We start from the raw sequence: 16,657 nt of genomic DNA on the forward strand, positions 1-16,657 counted from the left end.
GGTTGGCCTGGGTGTCGTAGTGCGTCGCTCATGTCTGGGCTGAAGGCAGCGGCTTCACCAACATCAGATAATGCGCAAAAGCATCCGGCGCCACGGCTTTGCTGAAGTAGTAACCCTGGCCTTCCTCGCAATGGTGGGCCTTGAGGAAATCCAGCTGTTCGAGGGTTTCGATGCCTTCGGCGATGACGGTCAGCTTGAGGCTCTTGCCCAGGCTGATGATGGCGCTGACCAGGGCGGCGTCGCTGCTGTCACGGCTCAGGCCACGAATGAACGACTGGTCGATTTTCAGCACATCAATGGGAAACCGGCGCAGGTAACTGAGGCTGGAATAACCGGTGCCGAAGTCATCGATGGCCAGGCGCACGCCCAGGGCCTTGATCCGGTTCAGCGCGGTCACGGTGGCATCGACGTTCTGCATCAACACGCCTTCGGTGATCTCCAGTTCGAGCAAGGTCGGGTCCATCCCGGTCTGCTTGAGGATCAACTCGATGCTCTCGACAAAGTCGCGCTGCCGGAAGTCGATGGCCGAGACGTTCACCGAGATGCAGATTTTCGGCAGCCCGGCGGTCTTCCAGATACACGCCTGGCGACAGGCCTGAGCCATCACCCATTTGGTCAGCGGCACAATCAGGCCGCTGTCTTCGGCCACCGCGATAAAGTCCGATGGATAGACCCAGCCTTGCCCCGGTTTTTTCCAGCGGATCAGTGCTTCGGCGCCCACCACCTGACCACTGCTCAAGTCGATTTTCGGCTGGTAGTGCAGGACAAATTCATTGCGTTCCAGGGCCAGGCGAATCCCCGACTCGATGCTCTGCTGCTCCCGGGCGCGCTGGTTCATTTCGTCGATGAAAAAGCTGAAATCGTTCGGGCCGTTTTCCTTGACGTTGCGCATCGCCGTTTCGGCTTTCTTGATCAGCACGATGGCGTCGAGGCCATCCTCGGGGTAAATGCTGATCCCCAGGCTGGCGGTCACGCTCAGGTCGTGGCCGGCGATGTGTTGCGGCGCGCGGATGGCATTCAACAGTTTTTCGGCGATGCCCTTGGTCTGCTGCGGGTGGCGCACGTCGGCCAGGATCACCACGAACTCGTCGGAGCCGTAGCGAAACACCGAGTCGGATTCCCGCACCGTCGCCACCAGGCTCTGGCCGACACGCTTGAGCATTTCGTCGCCGGCCGGATGCCCCAGGGCATTGTTGATGCGCTTGAAGCGGTCGAGCCCGAGAAACATCACCGCCAGTTGTTTGTCATGACGCCGGGACAGGGCCAGGGATTGGTTCAGCCGATCGCCCAGCAACGTGCTATTGGGCAACTCGGTGAGGATGTCGTACTGCAACAGGTGCGAGACCTTGAGCAGCTCATGCACCCGAGCCTCGATGGTCTGCTCCAGGCTCAGGACTTTCATTGCCGCGTCCTGGGCCATCTGCCATTTCCAGGTCAGGGCACTGGCCATCTGGCGGATTTCCAGGCTGTCGAAGGGCTTTTTCAGCACCAACAACTGGTCGCCGAATTCCAGCCGTTCGGCCATGGCTTCCCAGCTGTAATCCGAATACGCGGTGCACAAGGCGATTTGCAGGCTCGGATCGGCTTTCCACAGTTGTTCGATGGTTTCCAGGCCGTCCCAGCCCGGTGGCATGCGCATGTCGGTGAAGGCCAGCGCATAGGGGCGACCTTCGGCCCGGGCGCGCTTGACCAGGTCCAGGGCTTCCTGGCCCTGGTAGGCGGAGTCGAGCTGAAAAGTCAGCCGGTCCGGTTGCAGGGTGCCGAACAGCGCTTCTTCGGTGCCGGCCAGTGTCTGTTCCTCTTCCGCGTCGGGGTCGAGGATCTTGCGAAAATCCAGATGAATCGACGGTGTGTCGTCAATGATCAGGATGCGCCGGTTGGTCCGTACGAAGGGGGCCTTCATCCGTTGTCCTCCGTCGAACGCGGCAGGTTGTCCAGGGGCGAACCTGGCTCGTTACCTGAAGGTACGATGCTCCCGGCCTTGAGCAGTTCGGCGGCCTGTTGACTGCTGACGGCCTTGCTGAAGAAATAGCCCTGGGCGTTCATCGGCGAACCGGTGGCCATCAGCGAACTGCGTTGCTCCTGGGTTTCGACGCCCTCGGCGATGATGCCGATCCCCACGTCACGGGCAAAGTTGATGATCGCGCGCAAGGTATTGGCGCTGGCCGGATCCTGGGCGGCGGTGTCGATAAAGGCCTGGGCCAGTTTCAGGTGATTGACCTGGTAGGTCTTGAGGTAATCGAACGAGGAATACTCGGTGCCGAAGTCGTCGATGGCGATCTTCACCCCCAGCTCCCGCAGGCGCGGCAGCACATCGTTGTGGGTCCATTTGGTCTGGGCCAGGGTCGCTTCGGTGACGTCGAAGCGTAAATCCCACGGGCACAGTTCCCAACGCGCGGTGGTGCGCAGCACGTCGTAGATCAGCTCGGGACCGCTCTTGAGCTGGGCCAGGGACAGCTTGATCGCAATCACCGGCGGCGCCATGTCCTCGTCGCGCCACTGGCGCATCTGCCGGCAGGCCTGATCCAGCACCCAGTGGCCGAGGGCAACAATGGTCCCGGTTTTTTCCGCCGCCGGCAGGAACGCCGGGCCTTCGAGTAAGCCGCGTGTGGGGTGGTTCCAGCTGACCTGGGCTTCCATGCCGAGGATCTTGCCGGTGCTCAGGTCCACTTCCGGCCAGTAATGCAGTTCGAGTTCTTCGTTGTCGATAGCGGTTTTCAGGTCGCTGGCGATGGTCATGCGCTCGACCACTTCCTGATTGATCTCCTCGGAATGGAAGTGGTACTGGTTGCGGCCCTGCTCCTTGGAGCGATAGAGCGCCATGTCGGCCTGGGTCAGCAGGCTGTCGGCACTGAGCATGTCCGGGGTGCAGCTGCTGATGCCGATGCTCACCGAGGCCCGCACATCGTTGCCGCCCAGGGAGTAGGGCTGCACCAGCGCATCGCGGACCTTGACCGCCAGCGCCGCGGATTGGGTCGGGTCGCTGACATCGAGCTGCAGGATCGCGAACTCGTCACCGCCGAGGCGCGCGACCACGTCGTTTTCCCGCACGCAGGCCTTGATCCGCCGGGCGACTTCTTGCAGCAACAGGTCGCCCACCGGATGGCCGAGGGTGTCGTTGATACGCTTGAAGTGGTCCAGGTCCAGGTAAAAAATCGCAAACGCGGTGGCGCCTCGACGGTTGGCGGCGAACGCCTGGTGCAAGCGCTCGATCAGCGTGGCGCGGTTGGCCAGCCCGGTCAGTCCGTCGGTGCGGGCGAGCAAGGCGATTTTCTCTTCGGCGAGCCGGCGTTCGGTGATGTCGAGGATGATGCCTTCGACCTCCAGCAAGCGTCCTTCGGCGTCACGCACCGGGATGTAGCGGTTTTCGACCCAGCGCCAGGCGCCGTCGCCGGTGCGCATGCGGAACTCGATGGAAGCGCCCTCGGCATGCCGGTCCAGTACCCGCTCCATGGCGTCGTCGACTTTCGACAGGTCGTCCGGGTGAATCAGCTCCTTGGACCAATTGGCCGACGCCACCAGTTGCGCGGCGATGTGCCCGTACTTGGTGATGTTGTGGGAGATGTACATCAGCGGGAACGACGGCTCGCCGCGCAGTCGATAGAGGATGGTCGGGCTGTTTTGCACAATGATGTTGGCATCGGACAGCTCCAGGGTGCGTTCTTCGACCGCTTGCTCGAGCAGCGACATTTTCAGCGCCGCGTCTTCGGTCATCTGCCATTTGGCGGTGAGGGCACTGGCCATCTGGCGGATTTCAATGGCATCGAAGGGTTTTTTCAGGATCAACAGGCGATCGCCCAGCTCCAGACGTTCGTCGATGTCTTCCCAGGAATAGTCGGAATAAGCGGTGCACAGCGCCACTTGCAGCTTGGGGTCGACCTGCCACAGCCGTTCGATGGTTTCCAGGCCATCCCAGCCCGGCGGCATGCGCATGTCGATGAAGGCCATGGCGTAGGGCATGTCGTTGGCCAGCGCCGTTTCGACCATGTCCAGGGCTTCAAGCCCCTGAAAGGCCGAGTCGAGGCTGAAGCTTTGCAGGGTGACGGCCGCCGTTGATCCGAAAAGCGCCCGTTCGGTGCTGTCCAGATCTTCGTCTTCAATCGACTGCGGGCTGAGGATCTTCGCGAAATCCTGATGGATCGAAGCGGTATCGTCGACGATGAGGATTCGTCGGTTGGTCCGTGTCAGCAGCGCATTCATAGGCATGCACCCTGGGTGACAGCGGTTCGAAACGGTCTGTTCATAGGGGCATCCTTTCCCTGATCACCTGGCCGAACGGTTACAGAATGTGGATCCGAGTCAGCTGAGCATAGTCCTTTGTCTGGAGTTCGCTTGGGGGAATGGAATGAATGAGTTGCGGGCAGTGTCTGAAAATCATCTAGCCTGTAGCTCAGGCTCCGGCAAGAGTGGATGTTTGCCGTGGCCTGACACGCGATAGACCCGTTTCACTCGAGGTGACGCCATGGAAGAGCAACTCCCTACGACTTTGACCGATAAACCCAAGGTGTTGCTGGTCGACGACGAGGAATCAATCCTCAACAGCCTGCGGCGCCTGTTACGCGGCCAGCCCTTCGATGTGCTGCTGGCCACCAGCGGTGCCCAGGCCCTGGAGCTCATGGCGCAGCACAGCATCGACCTGGTGATGACTGACGCGCGCATGCCCAATATGGACGGCGCGACGCTGCTGGCGCACATCCATCAGCTCTATCCGACCACCACGCGCATCCTGCTCACCGGGTACGCCGACCTGCCGACCATCATTAAAGCCATCAACGACGGGCAGATTCACCGCTACATCAGCAAACCCTGGAACGACGAGGAAATGCTCCTGACCCTGCGCCAGGCCCTGGAACACCAGCACTCCGAGCGCGAACGCCGGCGCCTGGTGCAATTGACCCGGCAGCAGAACGATCAGCTGAAAACCCTCAATTCCACCCTGGAAAAACACGTCGCGGCGCGCACGTCCGAGTTGCAACAGACCGCCGACATGCTTGACCTGGCCTATGAAGAGCTCAAACACAGCTATGTCACCGGCACCGAGGTGTTCTCGTTGCTGGCCAACCTGCGCCTGCCGCCGGCCAAGCAGACCAACCGCCAGATCATCGAGCTGGTGCGGGTGTACTGCAAACTCCACGGCCTGGACGAAGGCACCAGCCGCGACCTGACCATGGCCGCCGCGCTCTACAACATCGGCAAGCTGAGCTGGACCGACAGCATGATGATCACGCCGTCGGACATGCTGCATCACCTTGATCGCGACCGTTATCGCGAGTATCCGAAGCAGAGCGAATCGCTGCTGATGACCCTCGACCCGATGAAGGATGCCGCGCGGCTGATCCTGCACCATCAGGAACGTTGGGACGGCAGCGGGTTTCCGGACCGGCTCAAGGGTGAAGCGATTCCGTTTGGTTCGCGGTTGTTGAAACTGGCGGTGGATTTCATCGAATTGCAGCGCGGGTTGATCCTTGAGCGGCAGATGAACAGCGACGAAGCGCTGGTGTATATCCGCAGCTATGCCGGGCGGCTCTACGATCCGGAATTGGTCGAGGATTTCATTCAGGTCTGCGCCGCGTACCTCAGTGACGTGACCCTGGCCGATCCAACGGTCAAAGTGCTGACCACCCGCGACCTGGCGCCGGGCATGATCCTGGCGCGCAACCTCAATGCCGACAACGGCATGTTGCTGCTCAATGCCGGCAAAGTGCTGAACGGGCCGTTGGTGGATAAATTGATTGCCTTTGAAACCATGGAAGGCGCGAAGTACAGCGTGTTCGTGAAAGTCCCCGAGGAAGTCGAAGCACTTCTGGAGCGCGAAACGTCGTAGACCTGTAGGAGCAAGGCTTGCCCGCGATGGCGATTTCACGGACGCCATCGCGGGCAAGCCTGGCTCCTACAGGTTATTCTTATGGCCTTTTAACCTAGGCCAACCTCGATCCATGTCAACTGAGCCCCGCATCATCCACATCGCCGCCGCCCTGTTGATCGGTCCCGACGGCCGCACCCTGTTGGTACGCAAACGTGGCACCCAGGCCTTCATGCAACCGGGCGGCAAGATCGAGCCCCATGAGCAACCGGCCCACGCCCTGGCCCGCGAACTGGAAGAAGAACTGGGCCTGGTTATCGACACCGCGCAAGCCACTTATCTGGGCCGGTTCTCGGCGCCGGCCGCCAACGAACCGGGTTTTGTCGTCCAGGCCGAACTCTTCCTGCTGACCATCGATTCAGACGTCTGCCCGGCGGCCGAGATCGAAGAGGTACGCTGGATCGATCCTGCCACCGACGGCCAACTCACGCTGGCACCATTGACACGGGACGTGATCCTGCCGTTTTATCGAGCCTCGTTGACCGCGATCGCCTGACCAAGACAAGACCAAGGACTGCCCCATGATCCCGCTTCAAGATTTGCTGATCTTCGCCGCCGCCGCGTTGCTGATGGTACTGACGCCGGGGCCGAACATGATCTACCTGATCTCCCGGTCGATCTGTCAGGGGCGCAAGGCCGGCGTGACCTCGTTGCTCGGAGTGGTGGCGGGGTTCTTCGTGCACCTGTTCGCCGCCGCGGCCGGTTTGACCGCGGTGTTCCTGGCGGTGCCGATGGCTTATGAAGTGCTGAAATGGGCCGGCGCCCTATACCTGGTGTGGCTGGCCTGGCAGGCAGTCAGACCCGGCGCGCGTTCACCGTTCGAAGCCCAGCAGTTGCCGCCGGATTCGTCGCGCAAACTGATCACCATGGGTTTTCTGACCAGTGCCCTGAACCCGAAGATCGCGGTGTTTTACCTGTCGGTGTTTCCGCAATTCATCAGCCCGGAACACGGCTCGGTGTTTACCCAGAGCATCGTCCTCGGGCTGACCCAGATCAGCGTGAGTTTTTGCGTCAACCTGTTGATCGCCGTATTCGCGGCGGGCATCGCCTCGTGGTTCGTCAACAACCCGACCTGGCTGGCCGTGCAGCGTTATTTCATGGGCTTCGTGTTGGCGGCACTCGCGGTGCGACTGATGCTTGAGCAACGCAGGACGGCTTGACCATGTGGATTGAACGACTGGATGCCAGCCATGCCCTGGACTACCGGGCGCTGATGCTCGAAGCCTACGACTTGCACCCGCAGGCGTTCACCTCCAGCGTGCGTGAACGCGCGGTGATGCCGTTGAGTTGGTGGGAGTCGCGGTTGACCAGCAAGCTGGACGTGGTGTTCGGCGCGTTCGAGGACGGCCAGTTGGCGGGCATCGTCGGCCTGGCGTTCGAACCTCGGGAAAAAGCCCGGCACAAGGCGACGTTGTTCGGCATGTATGTGTCTGGCAAGGTTCGTCAGCGTGGCGTGGGGTTTGAACTGGTGCAGGCGGCGTTGACCGAGGCGCAGAACCATCCCGGATTGAGGTTGATTCAATTGACCGTGACGGCGGGTAATGAAGCTGCGTTCAAGCTGTACCAGCGCTGCGGCTTCATCCAGTACGGCCTCGAGCCTTTAGCTGTGCGGGTCGGCGAGGACTACTTCGACAAAATCCACATGTGGCGCGAGCTCTGAAGCCACCGTGGACCTGATCGTTCCCACGCTCCGCGTGGGAATGCAGCCCGGGACGCTCCGCGTCCCATCAACAGCCGAACGCGGAGCGTCCGTTGAGGCATTCCCACGCAGAGCGTGGGAACGATCAGTCGTACGGTGTTAGCGAACCGCGCTTACGCCGTCGAGGGTCGAAAACGAGGTGTCTTTGGCCGTCAGCAGGAAATCGCGCATGTACGGCGCATCCAGCATGTCCGCGCGAATCCCCGCATACAGCGTCGCAAACAAGCCTTTCTCGCCCAGCCGCTTGGCCTTCACATAACCCCGTGAGCTGTATTCATGCAGCGCCCAATGGGGCATGCCGCACACGCCGCGACCGCTGGCCACCAGTTGCATCATCATCACCGTCAGTTCCGAAGTGCGGACCTGCGCCGGTTCCACATCGGCCGGTTCCAGGAAGCGGGTGAAGATGTCCAGCCGATCTCGCTCCACCGGATAGGTGATCAAGGTTTCGGTGAGCAAATCTTCCGGAACGATGTACGCCTTGTTTGCCAAGCGGTGCTGATTGGCCACCGCGAGCATCGCTTCATAGGTGAACAACGGCACATAGGTGATCCCGGCCAGTTCCAGCGGATCGGAGGTCACCACCAAATCCAGATCGCCACGGGCCAGGGCCGGCAGCGGGGCGAAGGAGAAGCCCGAGGCCAGGTCGAGTTCGACTTCCGGCCAGGCATCACGGAACTGGTCGATGGTCGGCATCAGCCACTGGAAACAACTGTGGCACTCGATCGCCATGTGCAAACGCCCGGCGGTGCCACCGGCCAGCCGCGCGATATCACGCTCGGCGCCGCGCAGCAGTGGCAGGGTGGCGTCGGCCAGTTGCAGCAAACGCAAACCGGCGCTGGTGAAGCGCACCGGTTTGGTCTTGCGCACGAACAACGGCATGCCCATGCGCTCCTCCAGTTCCTTGAACTGGTGAGACAGGGCGGACTGGGTCAGGTGCAGGCGGTCGGCTGCATCCACCAGGCTATCGGCTTCGCGCAAGGCGTGCAGGGTCTTCAGGTGACGGATTTCAAGCACCGGGGGCTCCATGAGGAAAACTTGTGATCAACACGAAAAGGTTGAGTTTGTCTCATGTTGGCTTGGGTGTCGACAATAGGGCCACGTTTTACATCATCTTTGAAAGGGAGAAATTCACCATGGCTCTGGCCCACACACTTGGTTTCCCGCGTATCGGCGCTGACCGCGAACTGAAAAAAGCCCTGGAATCCTACTGGAAGGGCGATCTCGATCAGGACGCGTTGAAAGCCGTCGGCCGCCAATTGCGCGCCACCCACTGGCAATTGCAGAAAGACGCCGGCATCGACCTGCTGCCGGTTGGTGACTTCGCCTGGTATGACCAAGTGCTGAGCCATTCCCTGGTCTTCGGCGTGATACCCGAGCGTTTCGACAGCACCCTTGGCGCAAGCGGCCAGCCAACCCTCGACACCCTGTTCGCCATGGCTCGCGGCGCGACCACTGGCTGCTGCGGCGGTGAACACACTAAAGCGCAATACGCCCAAGAGCTGACCAAGTGGTTCGACACCAACTACCACTACCTGGTCCCGGAATTCAGCGCTGACCAACAGTTCAAGTTGAGCTGGGAACAGTTGTTCGACGAAGTCGAGGAAGCCAAGGCCCTGGGCCACAACGTCAAACCGGTGATCATCGGCCCGCTGACTTACCTGTGGCTGGGCAAGGCCAAAGGCAACGATTTCGACAAACTCGACCTGCTGGAACGTCTGTTGCCGGTCTACAACGAAATTCTCGGTCGCCTCGCCGAGCAAGGCGTGGAATGGGTGCAGATTGACGAACCGATCCTGACCCTCGACCTGCCACAAGCCTGGAAAAGTGCCTTCGAGCGCGCTTACCACATTCTGCAGTACTCGCCGCTGCGCAAACTGGTCGCCACCTACTTCAGCGGCCTGGAAGATAACCTCGGCCTGGCCGTCAGCCTGCCGGTGCAAGGCCTGCACATCGATGCCGTGCGCGCGCCGGATCAACTCGGGCAAGTGCTGGATCGCCTGCCGACCTACAAGATTCTCTCGGTGGGTCTGGTCAACGGTCGCAACGTCTGGCGCTGCGAACTGGAGCAAGTCCTCGCGCAACTGCAACCGGCGCAAGAGCGCTTCGGCGACAACCTGTGGGTCAGCAGTTCCTGCTCGTTGCTGCACAGCCCTGTTGATCTGGAGCGTGAAGACAAACTCGATCCCGAGCTGAAATCCTGGCTGGCCTTTGCGGTGCAGAAGTGCGGGGAAATTGCTGTGCTGCGCGATGCCTTGAACGACCCGCAATCACCCAAGGTGCAAACGGCCTTGGCCGAGAGCCGGGCGATCCAGGCCAGCCGTGCGCAATCGCCACGCATCCACAAAGCTGAAGTTCAGGCGCGCATCGCCGCTGTCGGCGCCAAGGACAGCCAACGGCATTCGCCGTTTGCAAAGCGCATCGAACAACAACGTGCTCGCCTGCAATTGCCGGCATTCCCGACCACCACCATCGGCTCGTTCCCGCAGACCGGTTCGATCCGTCTCGCTCGCCAGGCCTTCAAGCAGGGCAAGCTGTCGGCCAACGATTACACCGACGCCATGCACAGCGAAATCCGCCACGCGGTGCAAGTCCAGGAACGCCTGGGCCTGGACGTGCTGGTGCACGGTGAAGCCGAGCGCAACGACATGGTCGAATACTTCGCCGAGCAACTGGACGGCTACCTGTTCACTCGGTTCGGCTGGGTCCAGAGCTACGGTTCGCGCTGTGTGAAACCGGCGATCATCTACGGTGACCTCAGTCGTCCGAACGCCATGACTGTCGATTGGATTACCTACGCCCAGAGCCTGACCGACAAGGTCATGAAGGGCATGCTCACCGGTCCCGTGACCATGCTGATGTGGTCGTTTCCGCGCGAAGACGTGTCGCGCAAAATCCAGGCACAACAACTGGCCCTGGCCCTGCGCGACGAAGTAGTGGACCTGGAAAACGCCGGGATCAAGATCGTGCAGATCGACGAAGCGGCATTCCGCGAAGGCTTGCCGCTACGCCGGGCGCAATGGCAGGAATACCTCGACTGGGCGGTGGAAGCGTTCCGTCTCACGGCGTCCGGGGTGCGGGACGAAACCCAGATCCACACCCACATGTGCTACAGCGAATTCAATGACGTGATCAAATCCATCGCGGCCATGGACGCCGACGTGATCACCATCGAAACCTCCCGTTCGGATATGGAATTGCTCGAGGCCTTCGAAGCCTTCGACTACCCGAACGACATCGGCCCGGGCGTGTATGACATCCACTCACCACGGGTACCGGACACGACCGAGATGGTCAAGTTGATGAGTAAAGCGGTGAAGCGCATTCCGGCTGAGCGGTTGTGGGTCAATCCGGATTGCGGGTTGAAGACTCGGGCGTGGCCGGAGACTGAGGCGGCGCTGGTGAATATGGTGGCGGCGGCGCGGCAGTTGCGCAGTCAGTTGGCTTAATGAATTGATGTTGTTGATGCAGCAATGAAAAACCCGCTGAACCGGTGACGGTCAGCGGGTTTTTTGTTGGGTTGAATATCAAGGGGATTAAATAGATCTGTCCCCTTATTTGGTCCTTATTTGGTCATTTGCTATTTGCTTGCTCTTATTTGCATATTTATTCGCAATCAAATGGATCCGTTGCGTTTTACAAACTCATTCGTTGCACCTGAATATGCGTTGTGTACCAGTCATTGCCGGTTCCTGAAGCCTCATTGTTAATGTAATACATCGTCATCACGGGAGATGTCGCGATGAACGTGAGTTGCATCGATATCAACTGATGGATAACGGAAAGGTAGTAATTGGGAGAACGGTCTCCCGCGCTGTTTCCCAGCTGAAGTTGAGGGTGAACGTACGGTGTATTTGAGCGGAAGACGCCCGACGACAGTAGGTAGGTGGCGCCTGGGGTCAGGTTGTTGAAAGTCCTCTGCAAAACTACCCCGCTTGAATTGTTGGTATAGGTGTAATTATGCAGGTGGTAATAGTTTTGCGCAGGATAAGCTTTCCAGGAAAAATCGTCGTGCCTGCCTGCACCACCCCATGTCCATCCGCCCATATCCTGGTGGGCAAATTGTGCGATATGAAGGGACAGCCCTTCCAATACGATGACGACGCGTGTCGAGGACTTATTGCTGCCATCAATGGTACGAACCGTGATGGTATGGGTGGTGGGAATGAAGACCCGAGCGGGAACGGTCCATACGTTGTTGGAATTGACCGGGTACTGACCGATCGGAACGTTGTTGATAAGCACCTCTACCGACTGGCCCGTCGGCCCCGTACCGGTGATGCCGAGGCTTCGGTAGTAGGTCTGGCCTCGGTCGGGTACAACCCCGCCGCCGGAGGTCACCGAGGTGATAGTGGGCGTGGCAGTCACGTTAAGGACGGTGAGGTCCAGTACACGTGATTCCTGTTGGGCAGCACCGCGAATCAACAGGTAGGTGATCCTGACAACCTGCCCCAGATTGGCATTGATAAAGGCCAGGCTCAGCGGGAAATCCGCTTGACCGGCAGCGTTCAAGGGCAGGGGGGCGAAGGTGGGAGAGCCGTCACCGGCGCTACCGCGCACAACCAATTGCACCTGATCGCCCGGGGTGAAGCCTGGCACGGTCACCCGACCCACGGCCCCTTGCGGGTTGTCCTTCGGATCCAGCACGCCGTTGGGTGCGACCAGCACAATAGGGGGGGGCAAATCCGGCATGCCTTGGCCGATGACGCGGGCCGTGGCGATTCTCGAGTTGGCAATCGCTACCCCGCTTCTGGATTGCACATAACTGCCGGTCACCAAGCGCCCGGAGATCACCAGGTTGTTGGGTACCTCCAACGCAAGCGGGTTGGGTTGCCCGAACTGCCCGGTAATCGTCCCGTCCACAAAGAAATCAGGACTGGGTGGGCTGCTGTACCTGGCCCTGATGGTGTCGCCGATAGCAAATTGTGGCGCAAAGGTTCTGACCAGCATGCTCAGGTTGTTACTGCCCAACTGCTCCAGATCAATGATGGCCGAGTCAGTATCGTTCGGGTTATCGAAGAAAATCGGAGCAGGACGACGCACCCCGGCGAGATCGACATCAATCACCACGGGCACCGAGAACGGGTCGGACGGGTCTGCACCGTTGGTGATCTGGTCATGAACGGTGTAGGTGAAAGTGAACTGCGGACTGTCGCCAGCCTGTTGAAACTGCTGCGCTGTCAACGTGCGCACGATGCAGATTGGCGCAATACCTCCGAACTGCGGTGCCTCCCTCGGCAGGACGGTGAAGCGAACGGTGAGGCTTCCCATGCGCAACTCGACGACATCGTGCGCCCGGCAGTAGGGATAGCAAAAGCTAACCTCGACACCCAGTGCTGCACGCGCGGCGTCCAGGCCATTGTCGAGTATGTCTTGCGGCAACTTCAGTTGCAGTTCCGAGTGCCCAGGGATGGAATTGATGTCCCTGTTCCCGGGGCGGATGGCGTTGTACAGGACGTCCAGCAGTGGGGTGGACCTTTGGGTATTGTTACTGACCCGGCTGACCGTGGCCTCCAGTGTGTTCACGGCGTTCGGGTTGAGTAGCCCGTTGGGGATTGTCATCGAGTGCCGGGCATTCTCTGTCCCGGGTCGAACGATCTCCGTGTCGACGATGTTCCCATTGAGCAGGAGGTCGATGACATCGAACGCCGCCGCGCCAACGAAGGAATCAATAATGACGTCGGCCCCGTTGGGGAAGTTGTTATCGTAAATCGCTAGCGCGACCCCGCAGTCGGCGCCCACCACCGGCTCAGTCCTGCCCAGGATGATCGGCGGGATAATCTTCAGGACGCTGTTTTCAGGAGCCGCAAGGATACCGCCAACCGCCTCCTGATTCTGTGTCTCATTCGAGGCGCTGATCCTGCGCGTGTTACCGACAATGAGAATTTCCTTGGACGGTAATTGCTGCTTGCCGCCCTGGGCGTCGGTGCGGGTAAAAAATATTCGGGCGCTCCCCCCGGCGAGCGTCTGGATCACCGCATTGGCAATGGTGAAATCCAGCGTCGTTTGGGATTTCAGGGTTTGCACCTCGGTGAGCGACGTGGGCATACCCGTGCGGTCCAGCCCCATCCAGAACAATGTCAGTACGTCGCCGGGTCTAAAGGCCCGGGTGTCGAGGCTGACGATGACCGATTGGCTCCCCAACTGGCTCAAATAGAGGGTGTTCTGCTCACCAATGCCCGTCACCGTCGGCGGTATTGGCGCAGCAGAGCCGGTCTGGATCATCACCGAAACACTCAATGAATGATCGGTGGCGCGATTGCCGACTTCGTCGCGGATTGTGTAGTACAGAACGACTCCGCCATCGCCATTGCTGCCCACCAGATCCCTGGACAGGGTAAACGTCAGGGACTGCCCGACCTCGGTGGCTGTTACGGTGTGGGGCAAGGCCGAGTTGCCGACGATCAGCGTTACCACATCGTTTTGGCGCATGTCGTCATAGGGCGCGACATAAACCGTTTCATCCTGTTGGCCGTTCAGGGTGGTTGAGGTAAGCAGCGGCGGGGCCAACAGGTAGTGCCCCGCAGCGTCCGGTTGCGGATCGATGCCACCGGGCAACAGGGTTTTGATCAGTACTTTCAAGGGGGCTGACACTTCAACGTTTACCCTGTAAGTCAGGGTGATAAATCCTTCCGGTATCAACTTCGCCGGGATGTATTGGCTGATGGGCCGGCCGCCGCAATCGTTCTCGACCGGCCACACCAGAACCAGCCGGTTATCGATGTACACCAACACGTTATCGCCCGGGTTGAGGGCATAGGACTGGATGACAATCTTTAGACCTTGCGCTCCGATCAAGGCTCGATTGACACCAACGTCGGCTTCTTCGACCAGCGTAATCGCGCCGGGAATTTCAAGTGCTGGGCGAGTAAGGCCTGCGACCGCCGGGGCTTGAGGAGTTTCGGACCGGTTGTCAATGCTCATGGAAGTCTCCGGCGGATGGCGATATTGGTTTGTTTGCTCTTCGTTGATTGAATACTCAGCTCTGGTGACCGACAACTGTCAGAACTAACAGGTAAAGGGATGCTTCCGATGAGTGGTTTGCCTTTCTCCCGACAGGAACGGTAAAGGCGCTGGGGCGACCGCTCGGCAATCTTCATCAAACTGTCACGCAACTGTGGCAGCGCGCTTGAACAAACTTCATCAGACTCGCGCTCTACTGGGGTTCTGCGTTTCGGTGTTTTTTCATGCGTGTATTTCTTTTTCTGGCGGCGCTGCTTTTCAGCCTGGCGTCCTTTGCGGCATCGCGTTGCGATGTCAATGTCCCGACTGAACATGTCGATCTGGACCAGGTCAGCCTGGCGTACCAGAGCATCGGTCGTGCCTCCGATCCGGCATTGCTGCTGGTGATGGGGTTGGGTGGGCAACTGATCCACTGGCCGGATGAGGTGGTGGTTGCGCTGTGTCAGCAGGGCTTTCGGGTGATTCGTTATGACAATCGCGATGTCGGGTTGTCGACCTGGCGCCAGACCCCGGCCAACGCCAACCTGACCTTCGAAGTGCTGCGCTACAAACTGGGCTTGCCGGTCTCGGCGCCATACACATTGACGGACATGGCCGAGGACGCGCTGGGCCTGATGGATGCCTTGCACGTCGAGCAATTCCACGTGCTGGGCGCGAGCATGGGCGGGATGATCGCCCAGCATATGGCGGCGATGGCACCGCAACGGGTCGAGAGCCTGACACTGATCATGACCAGCTCGGGCGCTGAAGGCTTGCCGGCGCCGAGCGCGGCGCTGGTGCAGTTGTTGTCGCGCCGGGGGGCGCCGAATCGCGAGGTGGCGCTGGAGCAACAGGCCGATTTACTTGCGGCCCTGAGCAGTCCGTCGGTGAGTGATGATCGGCAGGAGTTGTTGCAGCAAGCGGCGGCCTCGTACGACCGGGCATTCAACCCCGAAGGCGTGAAGCGCCAGATCATGGCGATCCTCGCCGAGCCGAGCCGGGTGGCGTTGCTCAACCAATTGCGGGTGCCGACGCTGGTGGTGCACGGCACGGCGGATCCGCTGTTGCCGGTGATGCACGGCGTACACCTGGCGGCGCATATCCGGGGCAGTCAGTTGAAACTGATTCCGGGGATGGCCCATCGTTTCCAGGAAGCATTCAAGGCGCCATTACTGGCGGCGGTGTTGCCGTACTTGCAGACCCACCGCGAAGACACCTCGCATTGGGCGCAGATTGAACCGGTGGCGACGCCGAACCTCCTGTAATCCCCCATTCCCCGTAGGAGCGAAGCTTGCTCGCGAAAGCGGTGTGTCAGCCAATATCAATGTTGAATGTGATGGCCCCTTCGCGAGCAAGCTTCGCTCCTACAGGGGGAGGGCTGCGGTCCTGGGGCAGTCGGGTGTATCGTTGAGGTTTTCCGGTGCGATGCAACCTGCGAGGTACGCGATGAGTAACTCCCTGAAAATCGATTTTGTCAGCGACGTGTCCTGCCCCTGGTGCGTCGTCGGTTTGTACGGCCTGACCCAAGCGTTGGACTTGCTCGGTGACGAGGTGCAGGCCGAGATCCGCTTCCAGCCCTTCGAGCTGAACCCGAACATGGGTCCCGACGGCCAGAACATCACCGAACACATCAGCGAAAAGTACGGCTCGACCCCCGAGCAATCGCAGAAAAACCGCGAGATGATCCGCGCCCGTGGCGCCGAGGTCGGGTTTGCCTTTCGCACCGACGGCAGCAGCCGCATCTACAACACCTTCGACGCCCATCGGCTGCTTTACTGGGCGGGGCTGGAAGGGTTGCAGTTCAATCTGAAAGAGGCGTTGTTCAAGGCGTATTTCACCGACGGCGGTAACCCGTCCGATCACCCGCAATTGGCGCAGATCGCTGAAAGTGTGGGGCTGGATCGGCAGCGGGCCGAGGCGATCCTGGCGTCCGACGAGTACGTCAAAGAGGTGCGCGAAGAGGAGCAGTTGTGGCTATCGCGGGGTGTGAGTTCGGTGCCGACGGTGGTGTTCAACGGGCAATATGCGGTCAGTGGCGGGCAGCCGGTGGAGACCTTTGTCGGGGCGATCCGGCAGATCATGAGTGAGGCGAAGGGCGGCACCGTCAACAACTGACCCCGTCCCCCTGATCGTGTGATCGTTCCCACGCTCTG

11 protein-coding genes are annotated in these 16,657 nt (G+C 60.3%); 7 read left to right on the plus strand and 4 right to left on the minus strand.

The window, feature by feature from the left end:
* Positions 1 to 28: 28 nt before the first annotated feature.
* Both HKK52_RS27045 and HKK52_RS27050 read right to left on the minus strand, forming a co-directional pair.
* The gene (locus HKK52_RS27045) at positions 29 to 1,903 is read right to left on the minus strand and encodes a putative bifunctional diguanylate cyclase/phosphodiesterase (RefSeq protein WP_169373284.1); all 1,875 of its coding nucleotides are present in this window, start codon (positions 1,901 to 1,903) and stop codon (positions 29 to 31) included.
* A complete protein-coding gene (locus HKK52_RS27050; protein WP_169373285.1) occupies positions 1,900 to 4,206 on the minus strand; it encodes a putative bifunctional diguanylate cyclase/phosphodiesterase in 2,307 nt (768 codons plus the stop codon). The genes HKK52_RS27045 and HKK52_RS27050 overlap by 4 nt, the downstream gene beginning before the upstream one ends.
* Before the next feature lie 256 nt (positions 4,207 to 4,462).
* Between HKK52_RS27050 and HKK52_RS27055 the strand changes: the two genes are divergently transcribed.
* From HKK52_RS27055 to HKK52_RS27070, 4 genes are all read left to right on the plus strand, one after another.
* Positions 4,463 to 5,824: an HD domain-containing phosphohydrolase gene (locus HKK52_RS27055; protein ID WP_169373286.1), complete on the plus strand. Its 1,362-nt coding sequence runs from the start codon at positions 4,463 to 4,465 to the stop codon at positions 5,822 to 5,824.
* Between the two features lie 112 nt (positions 5,825 to 5,936).
* Positions 5,937 to 6,359: an NUDIX hydrolase gene (locus HKK52_RS27060; RefSeq protein ID WP_169373287.1), complete on the plus strand. Its 423-nt coding sequence runs from the start codon at positions 5,937 to 5,939 to the stop codon at positions 6,357 to 6,359.
* 25 nt (positions 6,360 to 6,384) lie between these two features.
* Positions 6,385 to 7,023, plus strand: a complete 639-nt coding sequence (locus HKK52_RS27065) for a LysE family translocator (RefSeq protein ID WP_169373288.1) — start codon at positions 6,385 to 6,387, stop codon at positions 7,021 to 7,023.
* A gap of 2 nt (positions 7,024 to 7,025) precedes the next feature.
* Positions 7,026 to 7,523 (plus strand): GNAT family N-acetyltransferase, encoded by a 498-nt coding sequence (locus HKK52_RS27070; protein WP_169373289.1) that lies wholly within the window; start codon positions 7,026 to 7,028, stop codon positions 7,521 to 7,523.
* A 138-nt stretch (positions 7,524 to 7,661) separates the two neighbouring features.
* On the opposite strand, the gene metR is transcribed toward HKK52_RS27070, so the two are convergent.
* Positions 7,662 to 8,579, minus strand: coding sequence for a transcriptional regulator MetR (gene metR, locus HKK52_RS27075; RefSeq protein ID WP_123515140.1), 918 nt, complete (start codon positions 8,577 to 8,579; stop codon positions 7,662 to 7,664).
* A 119-nt stretch (positions 8,580 to 8,698) separates the two neighbouring features.
* Here metR and metE point away from each other — a divergent pair, with 119 nt between their 5' ends.
* Positions 8,699 to 11,011 (plus strand): 5-methyltetrahydropteroyltriglutamate--homocysteine S-methyltransferase, encoded by a 2,313-nt coding sequence (metE, locus tag HKK52_RS27080; RefSeq protein ID WP_169373290.1) that lies wholly within the window; start codon positions 8,699 to 8,701, stop codon positions 11,009 to 11,011.
* A 187-nt stretch (positions 11,012 to 11,198) separates the two neighbouring features.
* Here metE and HKK52_RS27085 read toward each other — a convergent pair whose 3' ends face one another.
* Positions 11,199 to 14,486, minus strand: a complete 3,288-nt coding sequence (locus HKK52_RS27085) for a hypothetical protein (RefSeq protein WP_169373291.1) — start codon at positions 14,484 to 14,486, stop codon at positions 11,199 to 11,201.
* A 263-nt stretch (positions 14,487 to 14,749) separates the two neighbouring features.
* Between HKK52_RS27085 and HKK52_RS27090 the strand changes: the two genes are divergently transcribed.
* Together HKK52_RS27090 and HKK52_RS27095 are read left to right on the plus strand one after the other, a co-directional pair.
* A complete protein-coding gene (locus HKK52_RS27090; RefSeq protein WP_169373292.1) occupies positions 14,750 to 15,769 on the plus strand; it encodes an alpha/beta fold hydrolase in 1,020 nt (339 codons plus the stop codon).
* 181 nt (positions 15,770 to 15,950) lie between these two features.
* A complete protein-coding gene (locus HKK52_RS27095) occupies positions 15,951 to 16,619 on the plus strand; it encodes a DsbA family oxidoreductase (RefSeq protein ID WP_169373293.1) in 669 nt (222 codons plus the stop codon).
* Positions 16,620 to 16,657: the final 38 nt, after the last annotated feature.

The organism is Pseudomonas sp. ADAK2, from assembly GCF_012935755.1.
Classification (GTDB): Bacteria; Pseudomonadota; Gammaproteobacteria; order Pseudomonadales; family Pseudomonadaceae; genus Aquipseudomonas.

What these genes read in the sequence shown, in the direction of transcription:
- HKK52_RS27045 (WP_169373284.1), bottom strand. Translation starts at nt 1,903, where the DNA reads ATGAAGGCCCCCTTCGTACGGACCAACCGGCGCATCCTGATCATTGAC.
- HKK52_RS27050 (WP_169373285.1), bottom strand. Translation starts at nt 4,206, where the DNA reads ATGCCTATGAATGCGCTGCTGACACGGACCAACCGACGAATCCTCATC.
- HKK52_RS27055 (WP_169373286.1), top strand. Translation starts at nt 4,463, where the DNA reads ATGGAAGAGCAACTCCCTACGACTTTGACCGATAAACCCAAGGTGTTG.
- HKK52_RS27060 (WP_169373287.1), top strand. Translation starts at nt 5,937, where the DNA reads ATGTCAACTGAGCCCCGCATCATCCACATCGCCGCCGCCCTGTTGATC.
- HKK52_RS27065 (WP_169373288.1), top strand. Translation starts at nt 6,385, where the DNA reads ATGATCCCGCTTCAAGATTTGCTGATCTTCGCCGCCGCCGCGTTGCTG.
- HKK52_RS27070 (WP_169373289.1), top strand. Translation starts at nt 7,026, where the DNA reads ATGTGGATTGAACGACTGGATGCCAGCCATGCCCTGGACTACCGGGCG.
- metE (WP_169373290.1), top strand. Translation starts at nt 8,699, where the DNA reads ATGGCTCTGGCCCACACACTTGGTTTCCCGCGTATCGGCGCTGACCGC.
- HKK52_RS27085 (WP_169373291.1), bottom strand. Translation starts at nt 14,486, where the DNA reads ATGAGCATTGACAACCGGTCCGAAACTCCTCAAGCCCCGGCGGTCGCA.
- HKK52_RS27090 (WP_169373292.1), top strand. Translation starts at nt 14,750, where the DNA reads ATGCGTGTATTTCTTTTTCTGGCGGCGCTGCTTTTCAGCCTGGCGTCC.
- HKK52_RS27095 (WP_169373293.1), top strand. Translation starts at nt 15,951, where the DNA reads ATGAGTAACTCCCTGAAAATCGATTTTGTCAGCGACGTGTCCTGCCCC.